Origin of the sequence: Micrococcus sp. 116, from assembly GCF_902506395.1 — a bacterium.
Lineage (GTDB): Bacteria > Actinomycetota > Actinomycetes > Actinomycetales > Micrococcaceae > Micrococcus > Micrococcus luteus.
The window spans coordinates 1,507,156-1,526,320 of the sequence record NZ_LR732370.1 but is presented as its reverse complement, the minus strand read 5'-3'; the positions used below and the strand labels follow the sequence as shown (position 1 = coordinate 1,526,320).

At 73.6% G+C, this 19,165-nt stretch carries 17 protein-coding genes and 2 pseudogenes; 15 read left to right on the top strand and 4 right to left on the bottom strand.

Translation table 11 applies throughout. From position 1 onward, the window contains the following. From CITRIK5_RS07015 to CITRIK5_RS07000, 4 genes and pseudogenes are all read left to right on the top strand, one after another. Nucleotides 1-541: pseudogene (locus CITRIK5_RS07015) on the top strand (tRNA pseudouridine(38-40) synthase TruA); the annotation flags it as partial. Between the two features lie 276 nt (nucleotides 542-817). Next, nucleotides 818-1,261: a 50S ribosomal protein L13 gene (rplM, locus tag CITRIK5_RS07010; protein ID WP_002857519.1), complete on the top strand. Its 444-nt coding sequence runs from the start codon at nucleotides 818-820 to the stop codon at nucleotides 1,259-1,261. 41 nt (nucleotides 1,262-1,302) lie between these two features. After that, entirely contained in the window at nucleotides 1,303-1,791 is a 489-nt protein-coding gene (gene rpsI, locus CITRIK5_RS07005; RefSeq protein ID WP_036381561.1) for a 30S ribosomal protein S9, read from the top strand. A 140-nt stretch (nucleotides 1,792-1,931) separates the two neighbouring features. Beyond that, nucleotides 1,932-2,884 (top strand): annotated as a pseudogene (locus CITRIK5_RS07000) (polyphosphate kinase 2). 71 nt (nucleotides 2,885-2,955) lie between these two features. Here CITRIK5_RS07000 and CITRIK5_RS06995 read toward each other — a convergent pair. Next, nucleotides 2,956-3,756: a peptidoglycan recognition family protein gene (locus tag CITRIK5_RS06995; RefSeq protein ID WP_063190069.1), complete on the bottom strand. Its 801-nt coding sequence runs from the start codon at nucleotides 3,754-3,756 to the stop codon at nucleotides 2,956-2,958. Between the two features lie 160 nt (nucleotides 3,757-3,916). Here CITRIK5_RS06995 and glmM point away from each other — a divergent pair, with 160 nt between their 5' ends. Both glmM and CITRIK5_RS06985 read left to right on the top strand, forming a co-directional pair. Further along, nucleotides 3,917-5,272 (top strand): phosphoglucosamine mutase, encoded by a 1,356-nt coding sequence (gene glmM, locus CITRIK5_RS06990; RefSeq protein ID WP_029248315.1) that lies wholly within the window; start codon nucleotides 3,917-3,919, stop codon nucleotides 5,270-5,272. 8 nt (nucleotides 5,273-5,280) lie between these two features. After that, a complete protein-coding gene (locus CITRIK5_RS06985) occupies nucleotides 5,281-5,508 on the top strand; it encodes a hypothetical protein (protein WP_010080407.1) in 228 nt (75 codons plus the stop codon). A 94-nt stretch (nucleotides 5,509-5,602) separates the two neighbouring features. On the opposite strand, the gene mscL is transcribed toward CITRIK5_RS06985, so the two are convergent. From mscL to coaA, 3 genes are read right to left on the bottom strand one after another with little or no spacing between them, the layout of a single operon-like run. Continuing rightward, nucleotides 5,603-6,025 carry a large conductance mechanosensitive channel protein MscL gene (gene mscL, locus CITRIK5_RS06980; RefSeq protein WP_063190071.1) on the bottom strand — a complete coding sequence of 141 codons (423 nt, stop codon included), beginning with the start codon at nucleotides 6,023-6,025 and terminating at the stop codon, nucleotides 5,603-5,605. A 59-nt stretch (nucleotides 6,026-6,084) separates the two neighbouring features. Then, nucleotides 6,085-6,828: a M15 family metallopeptidase gene (locus tag CITRIK5_RS06975; RefSeq protein ID WP_186313104.1), complete on the bottom strand. Its 744-nt coding sequence runs from the start codon at nucleotides 6,826-6,828 to the stop codon at nucleotides 6,085-6,087. Between the two features lie 3 nt (nucleotides 6,829-6,831). Then, on the bottom strand, nucleotides 6,832-7,842 hold the full coding sequence (gene coaA, locus CITRIK5_RS06970) for a type I pantothenate kinase (protein ID WP_036383009.1): 1,011 nt from the start codon (nucleotides 7,840-7,842) through the stop codon (nucleotides 6,832-6,834). 74 nt (nucleotides 7,843-7,916) lie between these two features. Between coaA and galE the strand changes: the two genes are divergently transcribed. From galE to tsaE, 9 genes are all read left to right on the top strand, one after another. Beyond that, entirely contained in the window at nucleotides 7,917-8,972 is a 1,056-nt protein-coding gene (gene galE, locus CITRIK5_RS06965; RefSeq protein ID WP_144825608.1) for a UDP-glucose 4-epimerase GalE, read from the top strand. 50 nt (nucleotides 8,973-9,022) lie between these two features. Next, a complete protein-coding gene (gene glmS / locus CITRIK5_RS06960) occupies nucleotides 9,023-10,894 on the top strand; it encodes a glutamine--fructose-6-phosphate transaminase (isomerizing) (protein ID WP_063190073.1) in 1,872 nt (623 codons plus the stop codon). Nucleotides 10,895-11,064: 170 nt separating this feature from the next. After that, nucleotides 11,065-12,360: a serine hydrolase gene (locus CITRIK5_RS06955; protein ID WP_159228152.1), complete on the top strand. Its 1,296-nt coding sequence runs from the start codon at nucleotides 11,065-11,067 to the stop codon at nucleotides 12,358-12,360. A gap of 98 nt (nucleotides 12,361-12,458) precedes the next feature. After that, nucleotides 12,459-14,588 (top strand): glycogen debranching protein GlgX, encoded by a 2,130-nt coding sequence (glgX, locus tag CITRIK5_RS06950; RefSeq protein WP_159228151.1) that lies wholly within the window; start codon nucleotides 12,459-12,461, stop codon nucleotides 14,586-14,588. Then, entirely contained in the window at nucleotides 14,585-15,379 is a 795-nt protein-coding gene (locus CITRIK5_RS06945) for a hypothetical protein (protein WP_236557159.1), read from the top strand. Before glgX ends, CITRIK5_RS06945 begins: the two co-directional genes overlap by 4 nt. 4 nt (nucleotides 15,380-15,383) lie before the next feature. After that, nucleotides 15,384-15,764, top strand: coding sequence for a holo-ACP synthase (locus tag CITRIK5_RS06940; RefSeq protein WP_036338002.1), 381 nt, complete (start codon nucleotides 15,384-15,386; stop codon nucleotides 15,762-15,764). Beyond that, nucleotides 15,761-17,338, top strand: coding sequence for an NAD(P)H-hydrate dehydratase (locus CITRIK5_RS06935; RefSeq protein WP_159228149.1), 1,578 nt, complete (start codon nucleotides 15,761-15,763; stop codon nucleotides 17,336-17,338). Before CITRIK5_RS06940 ends, CITRIK5_RS06935 begins: the two co-directional genes overlap by 4 nt. After that, nucleotides 17,335-18,540: an alanine racemase gene (alr, locus tag CITRIK5_RS06930; protein ID WP_159228148.1), complete on the top strand. Its 1,206-nt coding sequence runs from the start codon at nucleotides 17,335-17,337 to the stop codon at nucleotides 18,538-18,540. The genes CITRIK5_RS06935 and alr overlap by 4 nt, the downstream gene beginning before the upstream one ends. Beyond that, a complete protein-coding gene (gene tsaE, locus CITRIK5_RS06925) occupies nucleotides 18,537-19,163 on the top strand; it encodes a tRNA (adenosine(37)-N6)-threonylcarbamoyltransferase complex ATPase subunit type 1 TsaE (protein ID WP_144825604.1) in 627 nt (208 codons plus the stop codon). Before alr ends, tsaE begins: the two co-directional genes overlap by 4 nt. Nucleotides 19,164-19,165: the final 2 nt, after the last annotated feature.

The window sequence follows — 19,165 nt, the reverse complement described above, 5'->3', positions numbered from 1 at the left end:
CGCGTGCGCGGATCACGCGCGGCGGGCCCCCGGGGGCTTCGACGCGCGGTTCAGCGCGCTGTGGCGCGAGTACGAGTACCGGATCGACGACGCACCCGCCGCGCGTGATCCGCGCACGCGGGGCTTCACCCACTGGCACGGCGCCGCCCTGGACGATCGCCTCATGGCGCTGGAGGCCGACGCCGTCCTCGGACTGCACGACTTCCTGTCCTTCTGCCGGCCCCGCGCGGGTGCCACGACCATCCGCGAGGTCCAGCACCTGGAGGTGCGACGCGATGAGGACGGCGTCGTGCGCGTCCGGATCCGGGCCGACGCGTTCTGCCACAACATGGTCCGGGCGATCGTCGGGGCGCTGCTCCAGGTGGGGGAGGGGGCACGCGAGCCCGGTTGGCTCGCGCACCGGGTGGCGAGGCCGGCCCGCGACTCCGAGGTGCGCCTCGCCCCGCCCGGGGGGCTGACGCTGCACGCCGTCGGCTATCCCGACGAGGAGAAGGAGCTGCGCCGGCGCGCCGAGGACACCCGGGCGAAGCGGACCCTGTGAGCCGGGTGGCCCGCGGTGGCGGCTTTTGGCTCCGGGGCCCGCGTTCGGTAGGATGGGTGGACGTTGCGCATGCCCGCACCCGGATGCGTCGTGCCGCGAGTGGCTCAGTTGCATGGCCTTCAGCTCGCGCCGCACCCCCGGGGCATCGGGCCCGGACGCCTTCCAGCCCTCACCTGGGGGACCGGCGCGCACGGAGAACTGACAGCGCGAGCGCGCCGGAATCACGACCCGGCGGGCAGGTGCTGTGGACCACCACCGACCCTGAAGGCAGACAACGTGCGTACGTACTCTCCCAAGCCTGGCGACGCCGACCGTCAGTGGCACATCATCGATGCCACCGACGTCGTCCTCGGCCGCCTGGCCTCCCACACCGCCACCCTCCTGCGCGGCAAGCACAAGCCGACGTTCGCCCCCCACATGGACATGGGCGACTACGTCATCATCGTGAACGCCGAGAAGGTCGCCCTCACCGGCGCCAAGCTCGAGAAGAAGCGCGCCTACCGCCACTCGGGCTACCCGGGCGGCCTGAAGTCGCAGTCCTACGCCGAGCTGCTCGAGACCAACCCGGTCCGCGCCGTGGAGAAGGCCGTCAAGGGCATGCTCCCGAAGAACTCGCTGGCCGCCCAGCAGCTCTCCAAGCTGAAGGTGTACAAGGGCGCCGAGCACCCGCACACCGCCCAGCAGCCCCAGACCTTCGAGATCGGCCAGGTCGCCCAGTGACCCCGGCGGGCCACTGACGCAGACCTTCCCTGAGGAGAACCATGAGCATCAACGAGAACGACGACGTGGAGCTGACGAGCTACACCTCTGAGTCCACCGCCACCGCCGAGGCCCCCGCCGCCTCCGAGCGCCCGGCCCTGACCGTGCCCGGCTCCGCCGTCGGCCGCCGCAAGGAGGCCGTGGCCCGCGTGCGCCTCGTCCCCGGCTCCGGCCAGTGGACCATCAACGGCCGCGCCCTGGAGAACTACTTCCCGAACAAGCTGCACCAGCAGGAGGTCTCCGACCCCTTCACGCTGCTGGAGCTGACCGGCGCCTACGACGTGATCGCCCGCATCCACGGCGGCGGCCCCTCCGGCCAGGCCGGTGCGCTGCGCCTGGGCATCTCCCGCGCCCTCAACGAGATCGACCGCGAGCACAACCGCCCGGCGCTCAAGAAGGCCGGCTTCCTGACCCGCGACGCGCGCGTCATCGAGCGCAAGAAGGCCGGCCTCAAGAAGGCCCGCAAGGCCTCGCAGTTCTCGAAGCGCTGATCCTGCGCCGCACGGTGTCCCCACCGTGCCCCCGCCGACGCCCCGTCCCGCTCCTCACGAGCGGGGCGGGGCGTCCGCGGTCTCCGTGGGCCGGCGGCACCTGACCCAGAGGTAATATGAAGACGCATGGCGACGACGCCATGACGGGCCGCTCGCCCGTCCGGTGCGCGGTCCGGTCGAAGACACCCTCAGGAGCCGCCGTGGCCGAGAACACGAGTCCTACGCCCGACCCCCGCACCCGTGGCGAGCACGGCACGGAGCACACCGCGCAGGCCCCCTTCGCCGTGACCCGTGACGACGCCGCCGAGGTGGACGAGATCCGGGAGCTCGGCCGCAAGCTCGGCGGGGAGAAGAAGACCCCACCCCGGACCCGCAGGCCTGGCGTGAGGGCTACCCGTACAAGCCCAAGCTCAGCCTCAAGAGCGACGAGCGACACAAGCGTGAGCTGCAGATCGAGCTGCTGAAGATGCAGCTCTGGGTCAAGCAGACCGGCCAGAAGGTCCTGATCATCGTCGAGGGCCGCGACGCCGCCGGCAAGGGCGGCGCCATCAAGCGCTTCAACGAGCACCTCAACCCCCGCGGCGCCCGGACCGTGACCCTGGAGAAGCCCACGGAGGAGGAGGCCCCGCAGTGGTACTTCCAGCGCTACATCCAGCACCTCGAGTTCATGCGCGAGACCCCTGAGCTGGAGCGCATGCTCGTCAACTCCGGCGTGCACATCATCAAGTTCTGGTTCTCCGTGTCCCAGCGTGAGCAGCTCAACCGCTTCGCCGCGCGGGAGACCGACCCCGTGCGTCGCTGGAAGCTCTCGCCCACCGACCTGGCCTCCCTGGACAAGTGGGACGACTCCACGAACGCGAAGGAGGCCATGTTCTTCTACACGCACACGGCCGACGCCCCGTGGACCGTCGTGAAGTCGAAAGACAAGAAGCGCGCCCGCCTCGAGGCCATCCGCCATGTGCGGCACACGCTGCCCTACCCGGACAAGGACGAGCGCATCGTCCACCGCCCCGCCCCGCAGGTCTGCGGCCCGGCCAACGAGCTGGCCGAGTACGGGGAGGTCTTCGGCGGATCGTTCCCGCGCGTGCGCTGACCGGGCCGCACACGACGGCGCCCCTCATCTTCCGGTGAGGGGCGCCGTCGTGTGCGGGGGCGGGTGCGGGTTCAGCCGCGCTCCTCCTCCAGGTACTCCGGGGTGACGTGTGCGTCGTCGAAGAGGTTGTCCGCCCCGAAGTCCTCCGAGACGTGGTACTCGCCCGAGGCCAGGGAGAGGCGGACGTCCTCGCGCAGGATCGGCAGCTTGGCGTAGAACGCGTCGCCGCAGCAGCTGGTGGCGGTGACGTCGCGGTGGCCGATGATGCGGGACGGCGGCAGCTCGTACTGCTGGCAGATGTAGGCGGCGAGCGGCACCAGGCCGGCGTAGAGGCTCTGCGGCGGCGGGTTGAGCATGTACAGCCCCTCGCACTCGATGCCGAGCGCATACGCGTTGAAACCGAGCGCGTGGACGCCGAGCATGAACGTCTGTCCGCCCTCGAGCGCGTGCCGGGAGCCGTGGCGGCCCTCCATCGCGAAGCCGCCGCGGGAGACGGTGAAGTGCTGCCCGGTGTCGCCCCAGTCGTTCGCGGAGCCCATGTGCGCGTTCTGGATCACCTGCGCGATGCTCTCCGCCGCCTCCCGGGAGCCGTCCGTGACGTTCGGAGTGGTGGTGTGGTGGATCACCAGGTAGGAGGGGCGCTCGTTCAGGGTCTGCAGGTAGTAGTTGGGCTGCATGGCGCCCCACTGCGCGGTGGTGATGATGTCCGGGGCGGGCAGGCGGGTGGCCTGCTCGTCGCCCTCCGAGCTCTGCTCGGCCTGCTCATCACGCCCGCAGCCGGCCACGCCGGCGGCGATCGCCAGGCCCGTGCCGCCCAGCACGCTGCGGCGCGTCCAGGAACGGGAGGGCGGGGGCGGGGTCACGTCGGGCATGGATCGAGGTCCTTCGGGTTCGGGGCGGGGCCTCCCGGGCGGATGTGAGCGGACGGGCGCGGCCGCGGGGGCTCGACCGGTCCGATGCTACCGCCCCCCGGCCCGTTTCGTGACCCTCCCGTGATGCAGGCCGCAGGGGCGGCCCCTACACTGACTGATCATGTCGAGATTGTTCGGAACCGATGGCGTCCGTGGCCTGGCCAACGAGACCCTCACCGTGGAGTTGTCCGTCCAGCTGGCCCAGGCCGCCTCGCCCGTCCTCGGCGCGGAGGCCTTCGACGCCGGCCGACGCCCGGTCGCCGTCGTGGCCCGGGACCCGCGCATCAGCGGTGAGTTCATCGCGGCCGCCGTGCAGGCGGGCCTGGCGTCCTCGGGCGTGGACGTGTGGGATGCGGGCGTGCTGCCGACCCCCGCCGCCGCCTATCTCGTGGGGGACCTGGACGCCGACTTCGGCGTGATGATCTCCGCCTCCCACAACCCGGCCCCGGACAACGGCATCAAGTTCCTCGCGCGCGGCGGCGAGAAGCTGACCGACGCGCAGGAGGACGAGATCATCCGTCACCTCGAGGGCGTGACGCCGCGGCGGCCCCAGGGCGCGGACGTGGGCCGCGTGCGCGTCTTCGCGGACGCCGAGGACCGCTACGTCCTCCACCTCCTGCAGACCCTCCCGCACCGGCTGGACGGGCTCAAGGTCGTCTTGGACTGCGCACACGGTGCGGCCGCCGGCTGCTCGCCCGAGGCGTTCCGCGCCGCCGGCGCGGAGGTCGTCGTGATCGGCGCGTCCCCGGACGGGCTCAACATCAACGACGGCTACGGCTCCACCCACCTCGAGAAGCTCCAGGCGGCCGTGCGCGAGCACGGCGCGGACCTCGGCATCGCGCACGACGGCGACGCCGACCGGTGCCTCGCCGTGGACGAGCGCGGCGAGGTCGTCGACGGCGACCAGATCATGGGCGTCATGGCCGTGGCCCTCAAGGACCGCGGCGTCCTGCGGGACGACACCCTGGTCGTGACCGTCATGTCCAACCTGGGCCTGAAGCTGGCCATGGGCCGGGAGGGCGTCCAGCTCGTCGAGACCCAGGTGGGCGACCGCTACGTCCTGGCCGGCATGAAGCTCGGCGACTACTCGCTCGGCGGCGAGCAGTCCGGCCACGTGATCTTCTCGGACCACGCCACCACCGGTGACGGTGTCCTCACCGGCCTGCAGCTCGCCTCGCGCGTCGCCGAGACCGGCACCCCGCTCTCCGAGCTGGCCGCGGTGATGGACCGGCTGCCCCAGGTCCTCGTGAACGTGCGCGGCGTGGACAAGTCCCGCGCCGCCGAGGACGAGGCCGTCCAGGCGGCGGTCGCCGAGGCGGAGGCCCGCCTCGGCGAGACCGGCCGCGTGCTGCTGCGCCCGTCGGGCACGGAACCGGTCGTGCGCGTCATGGTCGAGGCCCCGGACGAGGAGACCGCCGGCCGGGAGGCCCAGGTGCTGGCCGACGTCGTGCAGCGCGAGCTGCGCCTGCACGACTGACCGGACCGATGACGTCGGACGCGGCCCCCCGGCCCCGCCGCTGGACCCTGTTCGCGGGGCTGCTCGCGGGGCTGGCGGTCCTGTGGTCGGCCGCGTTCCTCGCCGTGGACGCGCCCGTGTGTGCGCGGCAGAGCGCCCCCGTGGAGTGGTTGCCGTGCCTGGATCCGGACCGGCAGGACTCGGAGGTCGCCCCGGACGCCGGGTCCAGCGCGGACCGGACGACGTCGCGGCCCTGAGGGCACGGCCCCGGTGCCGCCGAGGGCATGAAGGAAGGGCCCGGGGCGACTCGCGTGAGTCGTCCCGGGCCCTTCGGCGTCGGACAGGGGGAGATCAGAGGGCGGTGGTCCCGGAGGTGGGGCCGCCGCGGCGCTCGGCGAGCAGGTCGCGGATCTCGGTGAGCACGGCGACGTCGGCGGGCACCTCCTCCTCGGCGGGGTCGATGCCGAGGCGGCGGTTGCGGGCCTCGACCATCTTGTTCATCGGCATCACGATGGCGAAGTACACGGCCGCGGCGATGAGCAGGAAGTTGACGATGGCGGTGAGCAGCACACCGAACTTCACGTCGTTGCCGTTGACCGTCAGCACGGCGAACGAGTCGAAGTTCGGCGAGCCCACGGCGGCGGCGATGAGCGGCATGAGGACCGCCTCGACGAGCGCGTTCACGATCTTGCCGAAGGCGGCGCCGATGATGACGGCGACGGCGAGGTCGAGGACGTTGCCCTTCATGATGAAGTCTTTGAATCCCTGGAGCATGGCGAGAATCCTACGTGTGACGAAGGCGGCGCGGTACAGCGTCGAGCGAGCCGTGCGTCTCAGTCCGCGTAGTCCGGCGCCGGAGGCAGGCCCCATGCGGTCTCGAGGACGCCGCCGACCGCCTCGACCCGGGCCGCCTCCGCGGACCCGACATAGCGCAGGTGCCAGGGCTCGTGGGCGAAGCCCGTCACGTCCTCGGCCCCGCCGGGGTAGCGGATGACGAACCCGTGCTCGGCGGCGTGCGCGGCCACCCAGCGGCCCGCGGCGGTGTCGCCGAAGCACGCTTCCAGGTCACACGCGGGGGTCGCGGCGTCGCCCACGTCCCAGGCCAGGCCGGTCTGGTGCTCGGAGTACCCCGGACGCGCCGAGACGCGGTCGGCCTCGGCGCGGCCCAGCTCGTCGACCCAGTGGCCGTACGTCCGGACCTGGTAGTCGTACGAGCGGTAGGCGCTCAGGGTGGTGAGGCGGTGGCCCGCCGCCGCGGCGGCATCCAGCAGGTCACCGGCCGCCGTCGCGGCCTCCGCCCGCAGGGACAGCTCGCTGCCGGGCACGGCCACCAGATCCGAGGGCGCCCAGTCGGGCGGAGCCACGGGGCGGGTCTTGTTCACGACGACGTCGAGGGCGGCCGGGTCGGCGTGCGTGCTCGACGACGGCGCCGTGCTCGAGGCGGCGCGGGACGACGCGGCCGCGCTCGCGGAGCCGGAAGCCGGCGTCGCCGAGGACGGGCCCGCGGCGGGCGTGCCGCAACCGGCCACGAGCAGCGCGAGCGCGGCCAGCGCGGCGAGAGGGAGGGTGCGACGCATGGGTCAGACCTTCCTCAGCAGCACGCGGGTCACCTCGTGTTGCGCGTTCTTCGTGAGCACCAGCCGGGCGCGCCCGCGGGTCGGGCGCACGTTCTGCTCGAGGTTCGGGCCGTTGATGGAGTCCCAGATGGACTCGGCCGTCGCCTGAGCCTCGGCGTCCGACAGGGAGGAGTACCGGTGGAAGTAGCTGCGCGGGTCGGCGAAGGCCCCCGAGCGCAGACCCATGAACCGGTCGATGTACCAGGACCGGATCCAGGACGCGCGCGCGTCCACGTACACCGAGAAGTCGAAGAAGTCGGAGACGGAGAGCCCGGCGGTGCCGTCGGCCCGGGTGCGCGGCGGGGCCAGCACGTTGAGTCCCTCCACGATCAGCACGTCGGGACGGTGCACCACCTGTTCCTCGCCCGGCACGATGTCGTAGGTGATGTGCGAGTACACGGGCGCGCGCACCTCCTGCGCCCCGGACTTGACGTCCGCCATGAAGCGCAGCAGCGCGCGGCGGTCGTAGGACTCGGGGAAGCCCTTGCGGGACAGGATGCCGCGCTCGTGCAGCACCGCGTTGGGGTGCAGGAAGCCGTCCGTGGTGACCAGCTCGACGCGCGGCGTCGTCGGCCAGCGGCGCAGCATCTCCTGGAGCACACGCGCCGTCGTCGACTTGCCGACGGCGACCGACCCGGCCACCCCGATCACGTACGGGGTGCGCCCCGTCCGCTCGCCGAGGAACGCGTTGGTCGCGCTGCGCAGGGCCGCGGAGGCCTCCACGTTGATGCTCAGCAGGCGCGAGAGCGGAAGGTAGACCTCGGCAACCTCGCGCAGGGACAGATGCTCGCCGAGGCCGCGCAGACGCTCCACGTCCGCCTGGTCGAAGGGCTGCGCCATCTCCGAGGCGAGACGGGCCCAGGTCTGGCGGTCCAGCTCCACGAAGGGGGAGCGCTGGTGGCCGTCGGGCACGGCGTCCGCGGGCTCCTCGGGGCCCACGAGGGGCAGCTCGGAGGTCGGGGGGGTGTAGGTCACCCGATCCATTATGGCCGCGGCCCGCCCGGAGCGGGCCCCCGCGTGACGTCACAGGGCCCGGATAGGATCGGCCCATGCGCGTTCTCGTGACCGGCGGTGCCGGATACCTCGGATCCCACACCGTGCTCACGCTGCTCGAGGCGGGCCACGACGTCCTCGTCCTGGACAGCCTGGTCACGGCGACGACGACGGCGCTCGAGCGCGTCGCCGAGCTCGCCGGGACGCGTCTGGGCGGGTCGCGGCTGCGCCTGCACGTGGCCGACATCCGCCGCCCCGAGGACTACCGCGGGGCGCTCGCGGACTTCGGCCCGGCCGCACTCGTGCACTTCGCCGGGCTGAAGTCGCCCACCGAGTCGATGACCCGCCCCGCCGCCTACTACGACGTGAACGTGGGCGGCACGGCCGCCGTCGCCGAGGCCGCGCTCGCGGCCGGCGCCCGCACGGTCCTGTTCTCCTCCTCCGCGACCGTGTACGGCGACCGCGCGCCGGTGCCGGTCGCCGAGGACGCCGCCACAGACCCGGTCTCGCCCTACGGGCACTCCAAGCTCATGGCGGAGCAGGTGCTGCGCGACGTCTGCGCCATGATCGACGGCGGCGGGCTGGCGATGCTGCGCTACTTCAACCCGGTCGGCGCGCATCCCTCCGGGCGGCTGGGCGAGGACCCGAGCGGGGTGCCGGCGAACCTCATGCCCTTCGTGGCGCGGGTGGCCTCCGGCGCGTACCCCGAGCTGCGGGTGTTCGGCGCGGACTTCGACACGCGCGACGGCAGCGCCGTGCGCGACTTCATCCACGTGATGGACCTCGCGGAGGCGCACGTGGCCGGGCTCGAATGGCTCGCGGCCCGGGTGGCGACCGGGGGCGGTACGACGACCCGGGTCTGGAACATCGGCCGGGGTGAGGGCGTCACCGTGTTCGAGATGGTGCGCGCCTTCGAGGCGGTCACGGGCGGCCGCATCCCCTACCGCGTGGTCGAGCGCCGGCCCGGGGACATCGCCGAGTCGTGCGCCGCCGTGGACGCGATCGGCGCCGAGGTGGGCTGGCACGCCCGACGCGATGTGACCGCGATGGTGCGGGACCTCTGGGCCTGGCAGGAGGCCAACCCCGCGGGGTTCTCGTCCCGGACGGAGTGACCCGGCCCGCCGTGCGCCGAAGTCGGGTCCGGCCCGGTATTCTCGTGCGCATGTGCGGAATCGTCGGATACATCGGCCAGCCCCAGTCGGATCGTGAGCACGGCGCTCTCGACGTCCTGATGGAGGGCCTGCGTCGTCTTGAATACCGCGGATACGACTCCGCCGGTGTGGCCGTGGTGGACGGCGGTCAGCTGTACCACCGGAAGAAGGCGGGCAAGCTCGCCAACCTCGCCGAGGAGCTCGCCGAGCACCCCATCCCCACCGGCCTCGTCGGGATCGGCCACACCCGGTGGGCCACCCACGGCGGCCCCACCGACCGCAACGCCCACCCGCATGTGGCGGACGAGGGCCGGCTGGCGCTCATCCACAACGGCATCATCGAGAACTACGCCGAGCTGCGCGAGGAGCTGCTCGCCAAGGGCGTCGAGTTCCTCTCCGAGACGGACACCGAGGTGGCCGCCCACCTCCTCGCCGACGTCTACCGGCACGCGGCCGGCCAGGACCTGACCCGCGCCATGCAGCTGGCCTCCCAGCGCCTCGAGGGTGCCTTCACCCTGCTGGCCGTGCACGTGGACCACCCCGACCGCGTGGTGGCCTCGCGCCGCAACTCGCCGCTCGTCGTCGGCCTGGGCGAGGGGGAGAACTTCCTGGGCTCGGACGTCTCCGGCTTCATCGACTTCACCCGCGAGGCCATCGAGCTCGAGCAGGACCAGGTCGTGACGATCACGGCCGACGCCGTCGAGATCTCGGACTTCCGGGGCGGCCCCGCCGAGGGCAAGCGCTTCACCGTGGACTGGGACGCCTCGGCCGCGGAGAAGGGCGGCTTCGAGACCTTCATGGAGAAGGAGATCCACGACCAGCCCCAGGCCGTGCAGGACACCCTGCTGGGCCGCACGGACGCCGCCGGCGCCCTGATGTTGGACGAGCTGCGGATCGACCCCGAGGAGCTCAAGGCCGTCGACAAGATCATCGTCCTGGCGTGCGGCACGTCCGCCTACGCGGGCACGGTGGCCAAGTACGCCATCGAGCACTGGTGCCGGATCCCCGTGGAGGTGGAGCTCTCCCACGAGTTCCGCTACCGCGACCCGATCATCGACCCGCACACCCTCGTGGTGTCCATCTCCCAGTCCGGCGAGACCATGGACACCCTCATGGCGGTCCGCTACGCCAAGGAGCAGGGCGCCCGCACCGTGTCCATCTGCAACACCAACGGCTCCACGATCCCGCGCGAGTCGGACGCCGTGCTCTACACGCACGCCGGCCCCGAGATCGCCGTCGCCTCCACCAAGGCGTTCCTGGCGCAGATCACCGCCGCCTATCTGCTGGGCCTGTACCTGGCCCAGCTGAACAAGAAGCTGTTCAGCGGCCAGATCAAGGACATCCTGGCGGACCTCGGGGCGATCCCCGACAAGATCGAGGAGATCCTCGCCGCCAAGGACCAGGTCAAGGAGCTCGCCCGCTCGATGGCCGACGCCACCTCCGTCCTGTTCCTCGGCCGCAACGTCGGCTACCCGGTGGCCATGGAGGGCGCGCTCAAGCTCAAGGAGCTCGCGTACATCCACGCCGAGGGCTTCGCCGCGGGCGAGCTCAAGCACGGCCCGATCGCCCTGATCGACGACGGCCAGCCGGTCTTCGTGGTCATGCCCTCGCCCCTGGACCGTCACTCGCTGCACGCCAAGGTGGTCTCGAACATCCAGGAGGTCCGCGCCCGCGGCGCCCGCACCTTCGCCGTCGCCGAGCGCGGCGACGCGGCCGTGCGCGGCCAGGCCGAGGTCGTCTTCGAGGTCCCCGAGACCCAGCCGATGCTCATGCCGCTGCTGACCACGGTCCCGCTGCAGATCTTCGCCCTCGAGCTCGCCACGGCGAAGGGCTACGACGTGGACCAGCCGCGCAACCTCGCCAAGTCCGTCACCGTCGAGTGACGCGCTCCGACTGAGCGACGACGGCGCCCGCCCCCTCTCCGGGGACGGGCGCCGTCCGCCTTCCGGGCTCCTGCGGCCCGCGCTCGTCCCCGTCGCAGCGGCGTCGCGGGCTAGAGTGTGACCACACCCGACTGGGTGACCTACGTCACACTTCCTGAAAGGACGCCTCGATGCGCCCCACCCGCCGCCAGTTCGCCCAGGGCATGGCCGCCGGCCTCGCCGGCCTCGCGCTGCCCTCCGCAGTCGCCTCCTCCGCCGTCGCCGCCCCGCAGGGTCCGAACCCTCGCTCCGGCCGTGGCCTGGACGAGCGGGCGATCCAGGCCGCCCTCGACGCCGTCGTGCAGTGGCCCGCCGTCGGCGCCGTCTGTTCCGTGGTGGGCCCGGACGGCCGCTTCGACACCGCCTCCGGCACCCGCGGCCTGCACGCGAACGCCCCGGCGCGGGCGAACTCGGTGGCCCGGATCGCCTCGGTCACCAAGGGCATGGTCGCCACCGTCGCCCTGCAGGAGGTCGAGCGCGGCACCCTGTCCCTGGACTCCACGATCGGCGACGTCCTCCCGGGCCTGTGGCCCGACGTCGAGGGCCGCGTCACCCTCTCGATGCTCCTGAACCACACCTCCGGCATGCCGGACGCCATCTGGGTGATCATGCGGGGCCAGTCCCTCTTCGAGCTGGACTTCGACGAGCTCGCGGACGTCGTCTCCCGCTCCTACGGCCAGCGTGAGCTCGTCGACCTGGCGAAGCAGGCCGACTGGTGGTTCGAGCCCGGCACCGACTACGGCTACTCCAACACGGGCTACGTGGTGGTGGAGATGATGGTCGAGGCCGTCACCGGCCGCCGGATGCCCGAGCTCATCCGGGACCGCGTCTTCCGCCCCGCCGGCATGCACCGCACCCGCCTCGAGCACGGCACCCTCGTCCGCGGCGCGGAGATGCAGGACGCGGCCGTGCGTCCGCACGAGGCCAAGGCCCTCGAGACCATCGATCAGTCGATCTTCGCCTCCGCCGCCGCGGTGAACACCACCGCCGCGGACGTCACCCGCTTCTATCAGGCCCTCATGCGGGGCGAGCTGGTCTCGCAGCAGACCGTGGACCTCATGGTCACCCCCGTCGGCCCGGCCGCCCAGGCCGGCTACGGCTACGGCCTGTTCCTGGTCGCGGACCCCGCGCCGGAGCACGCCGGCGAGGTGCTGGTCGGCCACGACGGCGCCGGCTTCGGCTCCGTCTCCCTGGCCCTGTGCTCCCGTGACGGCGAGCGTGCGTTCGCGTTCACCTACATCGGCCGGCCGTACTGGCAGGAGGGCTGGGACGAGGTGTTCGCGAAGGAGCTGGCGCTGATGCGCACCGCGTTCGTGGCCAATGCCGCAGACGCCCCGGCCTCCCGCGACCGCCTGGTCCGCGGCGGTGCCGCCGCCTCGCGCCGTGCCGTGGCGGACATGGCCGCCCGGGGCGCCCGACTCGTCTGAGCGGATCGACGTCCCGGGACGGTGTCCGCCCGCGCCAGTAGACTCCCCGAGGAGGCCCGCCGCACCCGGCGGGCCGCACGACGAGACCCCGGAGAGTCATGCACACAGTGGAGATCGGCCAGCCGTACCCCCTCGGGGCCACCGTGGACGAGACCGGCACCAACTTCGCCCTCGCGGTCTCCCGCGAGGTGGAGGCGGTCGAGCTGTGCCTCGTCGCCGACGACGGCACGGAGACGCGCATCCCCCTCGAGGAGCGGCACGGCACCACATGGCACGCCCACGTGGCGGGCATCGGGCACGGGCAGCGCTACGGCTACCGCGTGCACGGCCCCTGGGACCCCGCCCGCGGCCTGTGGCACAACCGGGCCAAGATCCTCGTGGACCCGTACGCGCGGGCGTTCACCGGCGACTACGAGTGGGGCCAGCAGCACCACTCGTACGACTTCGACGAGCCGGACCGCATCGACACCTCGGACAACCTGGGCACGAGCATGCTCGGCGTCGTCGTCGCCGAGGACTTCGACTGGGGCGATGACGCCCCACCCGCCGTCGAGCTCACGGACACGGTGATCTACGAGACCCACGTCAAGGGCATGACCAAGCTGCACCCCGCCGTCCCGGAGGAGCTGCGCGGCACCTACGCGGGCATGGCCCACCCGGAGGTGGTCCGCCACCTGACCGAGCTCGGGGTGACCGCCGTCGAGCTGATGCCCGTGCACCAGTTCGTCAACGACGCCACCCTGCAGGAGAAGGGGCTGAGCAACTACTGGGGCTACAACACGCTCGGCTTCTTCGCCCCGCACGCCGCCTACGCCTCCTCCTCGGAGGTGGGCGGCCAGGTCCGCGAGTTCAAGCAGATGGTGAAGGACCTGCATGCCGCCGGTCTCGAGGTGATCCTCGACGTGGTCTACAACCACACGGCCGAGGGCAACGACAAGGGCCCCATGCTCAGCCTGCGCGGGCTGGACAACGCCGGCTACTACCACCTCGTCGAGGGTGACGAGCGGCACTACATGGACTACACCGGCACGGGGAACTCGGTGGACCTCTCCAGCCCCAAGGCCCTCCAGCTGGTCATGGACTCCCTGCGCTACTGGGTCACCGAGATGCACGTGGACGGCTTCCGGTTCGACCTGGCCACCACCCTCACCCGGGTGGAGGGGGAGCAGGGCCCCGACATGTTCTCCGGGTTCTTCGACGTGGTCCGCCAGGACCCGGTGCTGCGCACCGTCAAGCTCATCGCCGAGCCGTGGGACGTGGGCTGGGGCGGCTACCAGGTGGGCAACTTCCCCGGCCTCTGGTCCGAGTGGAACGGCATGTACCGGGACACGGTGCGCGACTTCTGGCGAGGCGAGCCCGGCACGCTCGGCGAGTTCGCCACGCGCCTGACCGGCTCGGCGGACCTCTACGAGGGGGACGGGCGCAGCCCCGGCGCGTCCGTGAACTTCGTCACGGCCCACGACGGCTTCACGCTGCGTGACCTCGTCTCCTACAACGAGAAGCACAACGAGGCCAACGGCGAGGACAACAACGACGGCGACGCGCACAACCGCTCGTGGAACTGCGGCGTCGAGGGGGAGACCGACGACCCCGAGGTCGTGACGCTGCGCGCCCGCCAGCGCCGCAACTTCCTGGCCACCCTGCTGATCAGCCAGGGCGTGCCCATGATCAGCCACGGCGACGAGCTGGGCCGCACCCAGGGCGGCAACAACAACGTCTACTGCCAGGACAACGAGATCTCGTGGATCGACTGGTCCGCCATGGACGACTCGCTCGTGGCGTTCACCCGCGACCTGATCGCGCTGCGCCGTGACCACGCGGTGTTCCGCCGTCGCCACCACTTCGACGGTCGCCCCGCGGCCCGTGACATCGAGGCGCCCCTGCCGGACATCGTGTGGCTCGAGCCGGACGCGACCGCCAAGACGGAGGACGACTGGGGCGCCGAGGCCCGGTCGCTCGGCTTCTACCTCAACGGGCACACGCTCCCCCGCGGGGACGAGGACGGGGAGGGGCCCTACCGGGACTTCTACGTCCTCATGAACGCGTGGTGGGAGCCCGTGCCGTACACCCTGCCCGGGCCCACGTTCCCAGCCGAGTGGGAGGTCGTCGTGGACACCTCGTCCCACGTCGCCCCGAGCGGCTCGCACCCCCGCGTGCGTGCCGGGGACGTGCTCGAGGTCCAGGCCCGTTCCACCGTCGTGCTGCGGCAGGTCCCCGAGGGCGCATGAGCGCGCAGGCCGACCGGGGGCGCGTCCGCCGTGGGCTGCCGCGGTGGGCGCGGGCCCTCTGCGCCACCGTGGCGACCCTGGCGGCGCTGGGACTGGCCTTCGGCGCGGGATGGGCCACGCACGCCGTGACGGACCCGCACCCGGACGACGCACCGCGCGTGGACGCCCTCCTCGTCCTCTACAGCCAGCCCCGCGTCTACGACGCCGCGATCGAGCTCGCCGCGTCCGGTGTCACCGACCGGCTCTTCGTCTCCGCGTACCTGGGGCCGGACGGGCACGAGAAGCTGTGCGGCGGCCCGGAGGAGCGCGACCCGCGGCTGGAAGGCGTCAGCGTCGAGTGCTTCGCGCCCGATCCGGTGACCACCCAGGGCGAGGTCATCCACGCGGCCGACCGCATGCGCGAACTCGGCCTGCACCACCTGGGCGTGCTCACCTTCCACCAGCACGTGGAGCGTGCGCGGCTGCTGGCGGAGCGGTGCTTCACCCCCGAGGAGGGCCGTGTGTCCCTGTACGCGTTCGACGCCGGCTTCGACCGGCTCGGCCGCCTGCAGCACGGCGTCTACGGCGTGCTGGCCTACGGGAAGGCGATGCTCACGCCGGGCTGCGACCAGCAGCTGCCCGGCGTGCTGCAGTGGCCGCTCGACCTGGCCAAGCGACTGCGCGGGCAGCCCGTCGGGGACGAGGCCGGCGCCGTCGTCGTGGGCGCCCGGCGGGCTGCCCGCGCAGTCGCTTGGCCAGGTCGAGCGGCCACCGCAGCACGCCGGGCTGCGACCAGCAGCTGCCCGGCGTGAGCATGTGATCGTCGGCGTGGGGGTGGACGTGGTGGACGTCCCGCGGTTCCGGGCGCAGCTCGAGCGCACGCCGGCGCTGCGCGCACGCCTGTTCACCGAGGACGAGCGGGACCTGCCGCTGCGCTCGCTGGCCGCGCGCTTCGCCGCCAAGGAGGCGGTCGCCAAGGCCATGGGCGCCCCGCCCGGGATGATGTGGCACCACTGCTGGATCCCGCGCCCGGACCACGGCGACGGCCGCCCCACCGTGCACCTGACCGGCACCGTCCAGGCCCAGGCCGAGGCCCTGGGCATCACCCACTGGCACCTCTCCCTCAGTCATGACGGGGACGTCGCCACCGCCTACGTGGTCGCCGAACGCCGCGCGGCCGAGGAGGAGTCCGCATGACCGCCGATGACCTGACCCGCATCGCCGTGACCGGCTCGGCCGTGCGCACGGCCGAGGAGCCCCTGCTCGCGGCCGGGCGCGGCCCGGAGCTGATGCGCGCGGCCGCCTGGGCCCTGGCCGAGCACGCCGCCGCCCTGCTGCGTGAGCGCGGCCCCGTGGCCGGGGCGACCGTGGCCGCCCTCGTCGGCCCCGGCAACAACGGCGGGGACGCGCTGTTCGCCCTCGCCTTCCTGCGCCGCCGGGGCGTGGCCGCGGTCGCCGTGCCCGTCCGCCGGGACGACGACGGCGCCCCGCGCTGGCACGCCGAGGGCTGGGCTGCGCTGCAGGCGGCCGGGGGACGCCGCGCGGACGCGGTGCCGCCCGAGGCCGCGCTCGTGGTGGACGGCGTGCTCGGCACGGGCTTCACCGGCGAGTATGAGCTGCCCGCCGCGGCGCGCGCGCTGCCGGCGGAGGCGCTCGTGCTGGCGTGCGACGTGCCCTCCGGCGTGGACGCGGACACCGGCGAGGTGCGGGGGGAGGCCCTCCGCGCGGACGCGACCGTGACGTTCGGCGCCCTCAAGTCCGGTCTCGTCCTCGGGGAGGGGGCGGCGCGCGCGGGCACCGTGCACGTGGTGGACATCGGGCTGGGACCGCACCTGCCGACGTCGCCGGCCGCGCGGCTGGGCGTGATGGACGAGGCCGCCGCACGGACCGCCCACCCGGCCCCCGCAGCCAAGGCCCACAAGTACACGCGCGGCGTGGTGGCCGTCGTCGCCGGATCGGAGCGCTACCCGGGGGCCGCCGTGCTCGCGAGCGCGGGCACGCTGCAGACGGGCGCGGGCATGGTGCACCACGCCGGCCCGCAGACCACCCGGGACCTGGTGCTCGCCGCCCACCCCGAGGCGCTGGTCTCGGCGGAGGGGCCCGAGCCGTCGCGCGCGGACGCCTGGGTGGCCGGCCCCGGCCTGGACACCGAGCACGACGCGCGGCGGCGCTGGGCCGGCGTCCTCGCCGCGCTCGAGGAACGGCCGGAGGCGGCCCTGGTCGCCGACGCCTCGGCCCTGGACCTGGTCACCGCCGCCGAGCTGCGGTCGCTGCGCGCGGCCGGCACGCCCGTGGTCCTGACGCCGCACGCCGGGGAGTGGTCCCGGCTGCGCGAGCGCGTCCCCGCGGACGGCGACGACGCCGCCGACCCGCTCGCGGCGCTGCGGGCGTGGACCGCTGCGCACGGGGCCACCGTCCTGCTCAAGGGCCCGCGCACCCTCGTGGTCGCCCCGGACGGCGAGGCGTGGGTCGTGACCGGCGGCGGGCCCGACCTCGCGATGGGCGGCACCGGCGACGTGCTCTCCGGGGCGATCGGTGCCGTCCTGGCCGCGGACGTGGCGCGGCGCTCGCGGGCGCGCCGGGCCGGGGAGGATCCCGGCCCGGCGCCCACGGCCCGGCTCGCGGCCGCCGCCGCCTGGCTGCACGCCCAGGCCGGGGCCGACCAGGCCCGCGCCGGGCGGATCACCACGGCCACGCTGCCGACCGCGCTGGGCGCGCGCGTCGCGCGCCTGTGGTGGCCGGACGACGCCGAGCCGGAGGCCGTCCGATGAGCCTCGCCGACGTCAACCCGGCGGACACGGAGCGCGCCGTACGCATCGACCTGGCGGCCGTCCGGCACAACGTGGGCGTGCTGCGGGAGCGGATCCGGCGCCCCGACGGCAGCCGGCCGCTGCTGACCGCCGTCGTCAAGGCCGACGCCTACGGCCACGGCGCGGTGGCCGTCGCCCGCGCCGCCGCGGCCGCCGGCGCGGACCGGCTCGGCGTGGCCCACGTGCGCGAGGCCCTGGCCCTGCGCGCGGCGGGGGTGCCCCTGCCCGTGCTCGCGTGGCTGCACACCGGGGCCACGGACTTCGCCGCCGCGGTGGAGGCGGAGGTGACCCTCGGCGTCTCGGGCTGGGACCTCGACGCCGCCGCCGCCGCCGTCCGCGGGCTGCGGGCCCGCGGCGGGGCCGGACCCGAGGCCCGCGCGGTCCTGCACCTGAAGGCGGACACCGGCCTGGGCCGCCACGGCTGCACGCCCGAGCGGTGGCCCGCCTTCGTCGCGCGTGCCGCCGAGCTCGAGGCCGCGGGCCTCGTGCGGGTGGAGGGCGTGTTCTCCCACCTCGGCGTGGCGGACGAGCCGGACCGGGCCGCCGAGACCACGGCGCAGCTGCTGCGGTTCGAACGGATGGCCGCCGAGGCCGCCGAGACGCTCGGCCACCCGCTGCTGCGCCACCTGGCCAACACGCCCGCCGCCCTCGCCCGGCCGGACACGCACCTGGACATGGTGCGCGTCGGCCTGGGCCTGTACGGGCTCTCCCCGTTCGCGGACGTCACCGCCGCCGAGCTCGGGCTGCGCCCGGCCATGTCCCTCGTCACCGTCCTCGCCAACGTCAAGGCCGTCCCCGCCGGGCAGGGCGTGTCCTACGGATTCCGCCACGTCACGACGGAGCCCACCACCCTCGGGCTCGTGCCCGTCGGCTACGCCGACGGCGTCCCGCGCGTCGTCGAGGGCACGCGCGTCCAGGTCGGCGGCCGGACCGTCCCCGTGGTGGGCCGCATCGCGATGGACCAGTTCGTGGTGGACCTCGGCCCGGACGCCGCGGACGCGCCCGGCGACGCCGTCGAGCTGTTCGGACCGGCCTCCGGCATTCCGGTGGAGGAGTGGGCCGCGGCCGCCGGGACGATCAACTACGAGCTGGTGACCCGCATCGGAGGCCGCGTGGACCGTCAGCACGTGGACCCCACGTCGACCCAGGAGGCCCGCCCATGAGCGACCACGAGTTCCCCGCCCCCGGCCCGACCCTGCCCGAGCCCGTGCTGACGGCGACGGTCCCGCTCGAGGGCGCCGACGGCACCCGGGCGTTCGGCCGCGCCCTCGCCGGGGTGCTCCGCGCCGGCGACGTGCTGATCCTCACGGGCGACCTCGGCGCGGGCAAGACGACCTTCACCCAGGGGCTGGCCAGCGGATTCGGCGTGGCCTCCGGCGTGGTCTCGCCGACGTTCGTCCTCTCCCGCGTCCACCCCGCCCCGGCCGACGCCCCGGCGGGCACCCCGGACCTCGTGCACGTGGACGCGTACCGGCTGCGCTCGGCGGGGGAGCTCACGGACCTCGACCTGGACGCGAGCGTGGACCGCTCCGTGACCGTCGTCGAGTGGGGCCGGGGCATGGCCGAGTCCCTCGCCGGGTTCCCCGAGGACCCGGACGCCTCATGGCTGGACATCGAGATCGTCCGGGCCCGCGGGGGTGAGGACGCTCCCGCGGCCCCGGCGGGGGAGGGCGACGACGGCATCGTCACCGACTTCTCCGACGAGGACGGAGGCCAGGCCGAGGAGCTGCGCTCGGCCGTCGTGACCGGCCGCGGCCCGCGCTGGGCCGGCGTCGTGCTTCCGTAGAC

What these genes read in the sequence shown, in the direction of transcription:
- rpsI (WP_036381561.1), top strand. Translation starts at nt 1,303, where the DNA reads ATGAGCATCAACGAGAACGACGACGTGGAGCTGACGAGCTACACCTCT.
- CITRIK5_RS06935 (WP_159228149.1), top strand. Translation starts at nt 15,761, where the DNA reads ATGACCGCCGATGACCTGACCCGCATCGCCGTGACCGGCTCGGCCGTG.
- alr (WP_159228148.1), top strand. Translation starts at nt 17,335, where the DNA reads ATGAGCCTCGCCGACGTCAACCCGGCGGACACGGAGCGCGCCGTACGC.
- CITRIK5_RS06995 (WP_063190069.1), bottom strand. Translation starts at nt 3,756, where the DNA reads ATGCCCGACGTGACCCCGCCCCCGCCCTCCCGTTCCTGGACGCGCCGC.
- glmM (WP_029248315.1), top strand. Translation starts at nt 3,917, where the DNA reads ATGTCGAGATTGTTCGGAACCGATGGCGTCCGTGGCCTGGCCAACGAG.
- CITRIK5_RS06955 (WP_159228152.1), top strand. Translation starts at nt 11,065, where the DNA reads ATGCGCCCCACCCGCCGCCAGTTCGCCCAGGGCATGGCCGCCGGCCTC.
- CITRIK5_RS06985 (WP_010080407.1), top strand. Translation starts at nt 5,281, where the DNA reads ATGACGTCGGACGCGGCCCCCCGGCCCCGCCGCTGGACCCTGTTCGCG.
- CITRIK5_RS06945 (WP_236557159.1), top strand. Translation starts at nt 14,585, where the DNA reads ATGAGCGCGCAGGCCGACCGGGGGCGCGTCCGCCGTGGGCTGCCGCGG.
- galE (WP_144825608.1), top strand. Translation starts at nt 7,917, where the DNA reads ATGCGCGTTCTCGTGACCGGCGGTGCCGGATACCTCGGATCCCACACC.
- mscL (WP_063190071.1), bottom strand. Translation starts at nt 6,025, where the DNA reads ATGCTCCAGGGATTCAAAGACTTCATCATGAAGGGCAACGTCCTCGAC.
- glmS (WP_063190073.1), top strand. Translation starts at nt 9,023, where the DNA reads ATGTGCGGAATCGTCGGATACATCGGCCAGCCCCAGTCGGATCGTGAG.
- CITRIK5_RS06975 (WP_186313104.1), bottom strand. Translation starts at nt 6,828, where the DNA reads ATGCGTCGCACCCTCCCTCTCGCCGCGCTGGCCGCGCTCGCGCTGCTC.
- glgX (WP_159228151.1), top strand. Translation starts at nt 12,459, where the DNA reads ATGCACACAGTGGAGATCGGCCAGCCGTACCCCCTCGGGGCCACCGTG.
- tsaE (WP_144825604.1), top strand. Translation starts at nt 18,537, where the DNA reads ATGAGCGACCACGAGTTCCCCGCCCCCGGCCCGACCCTGCCCGAGCCC.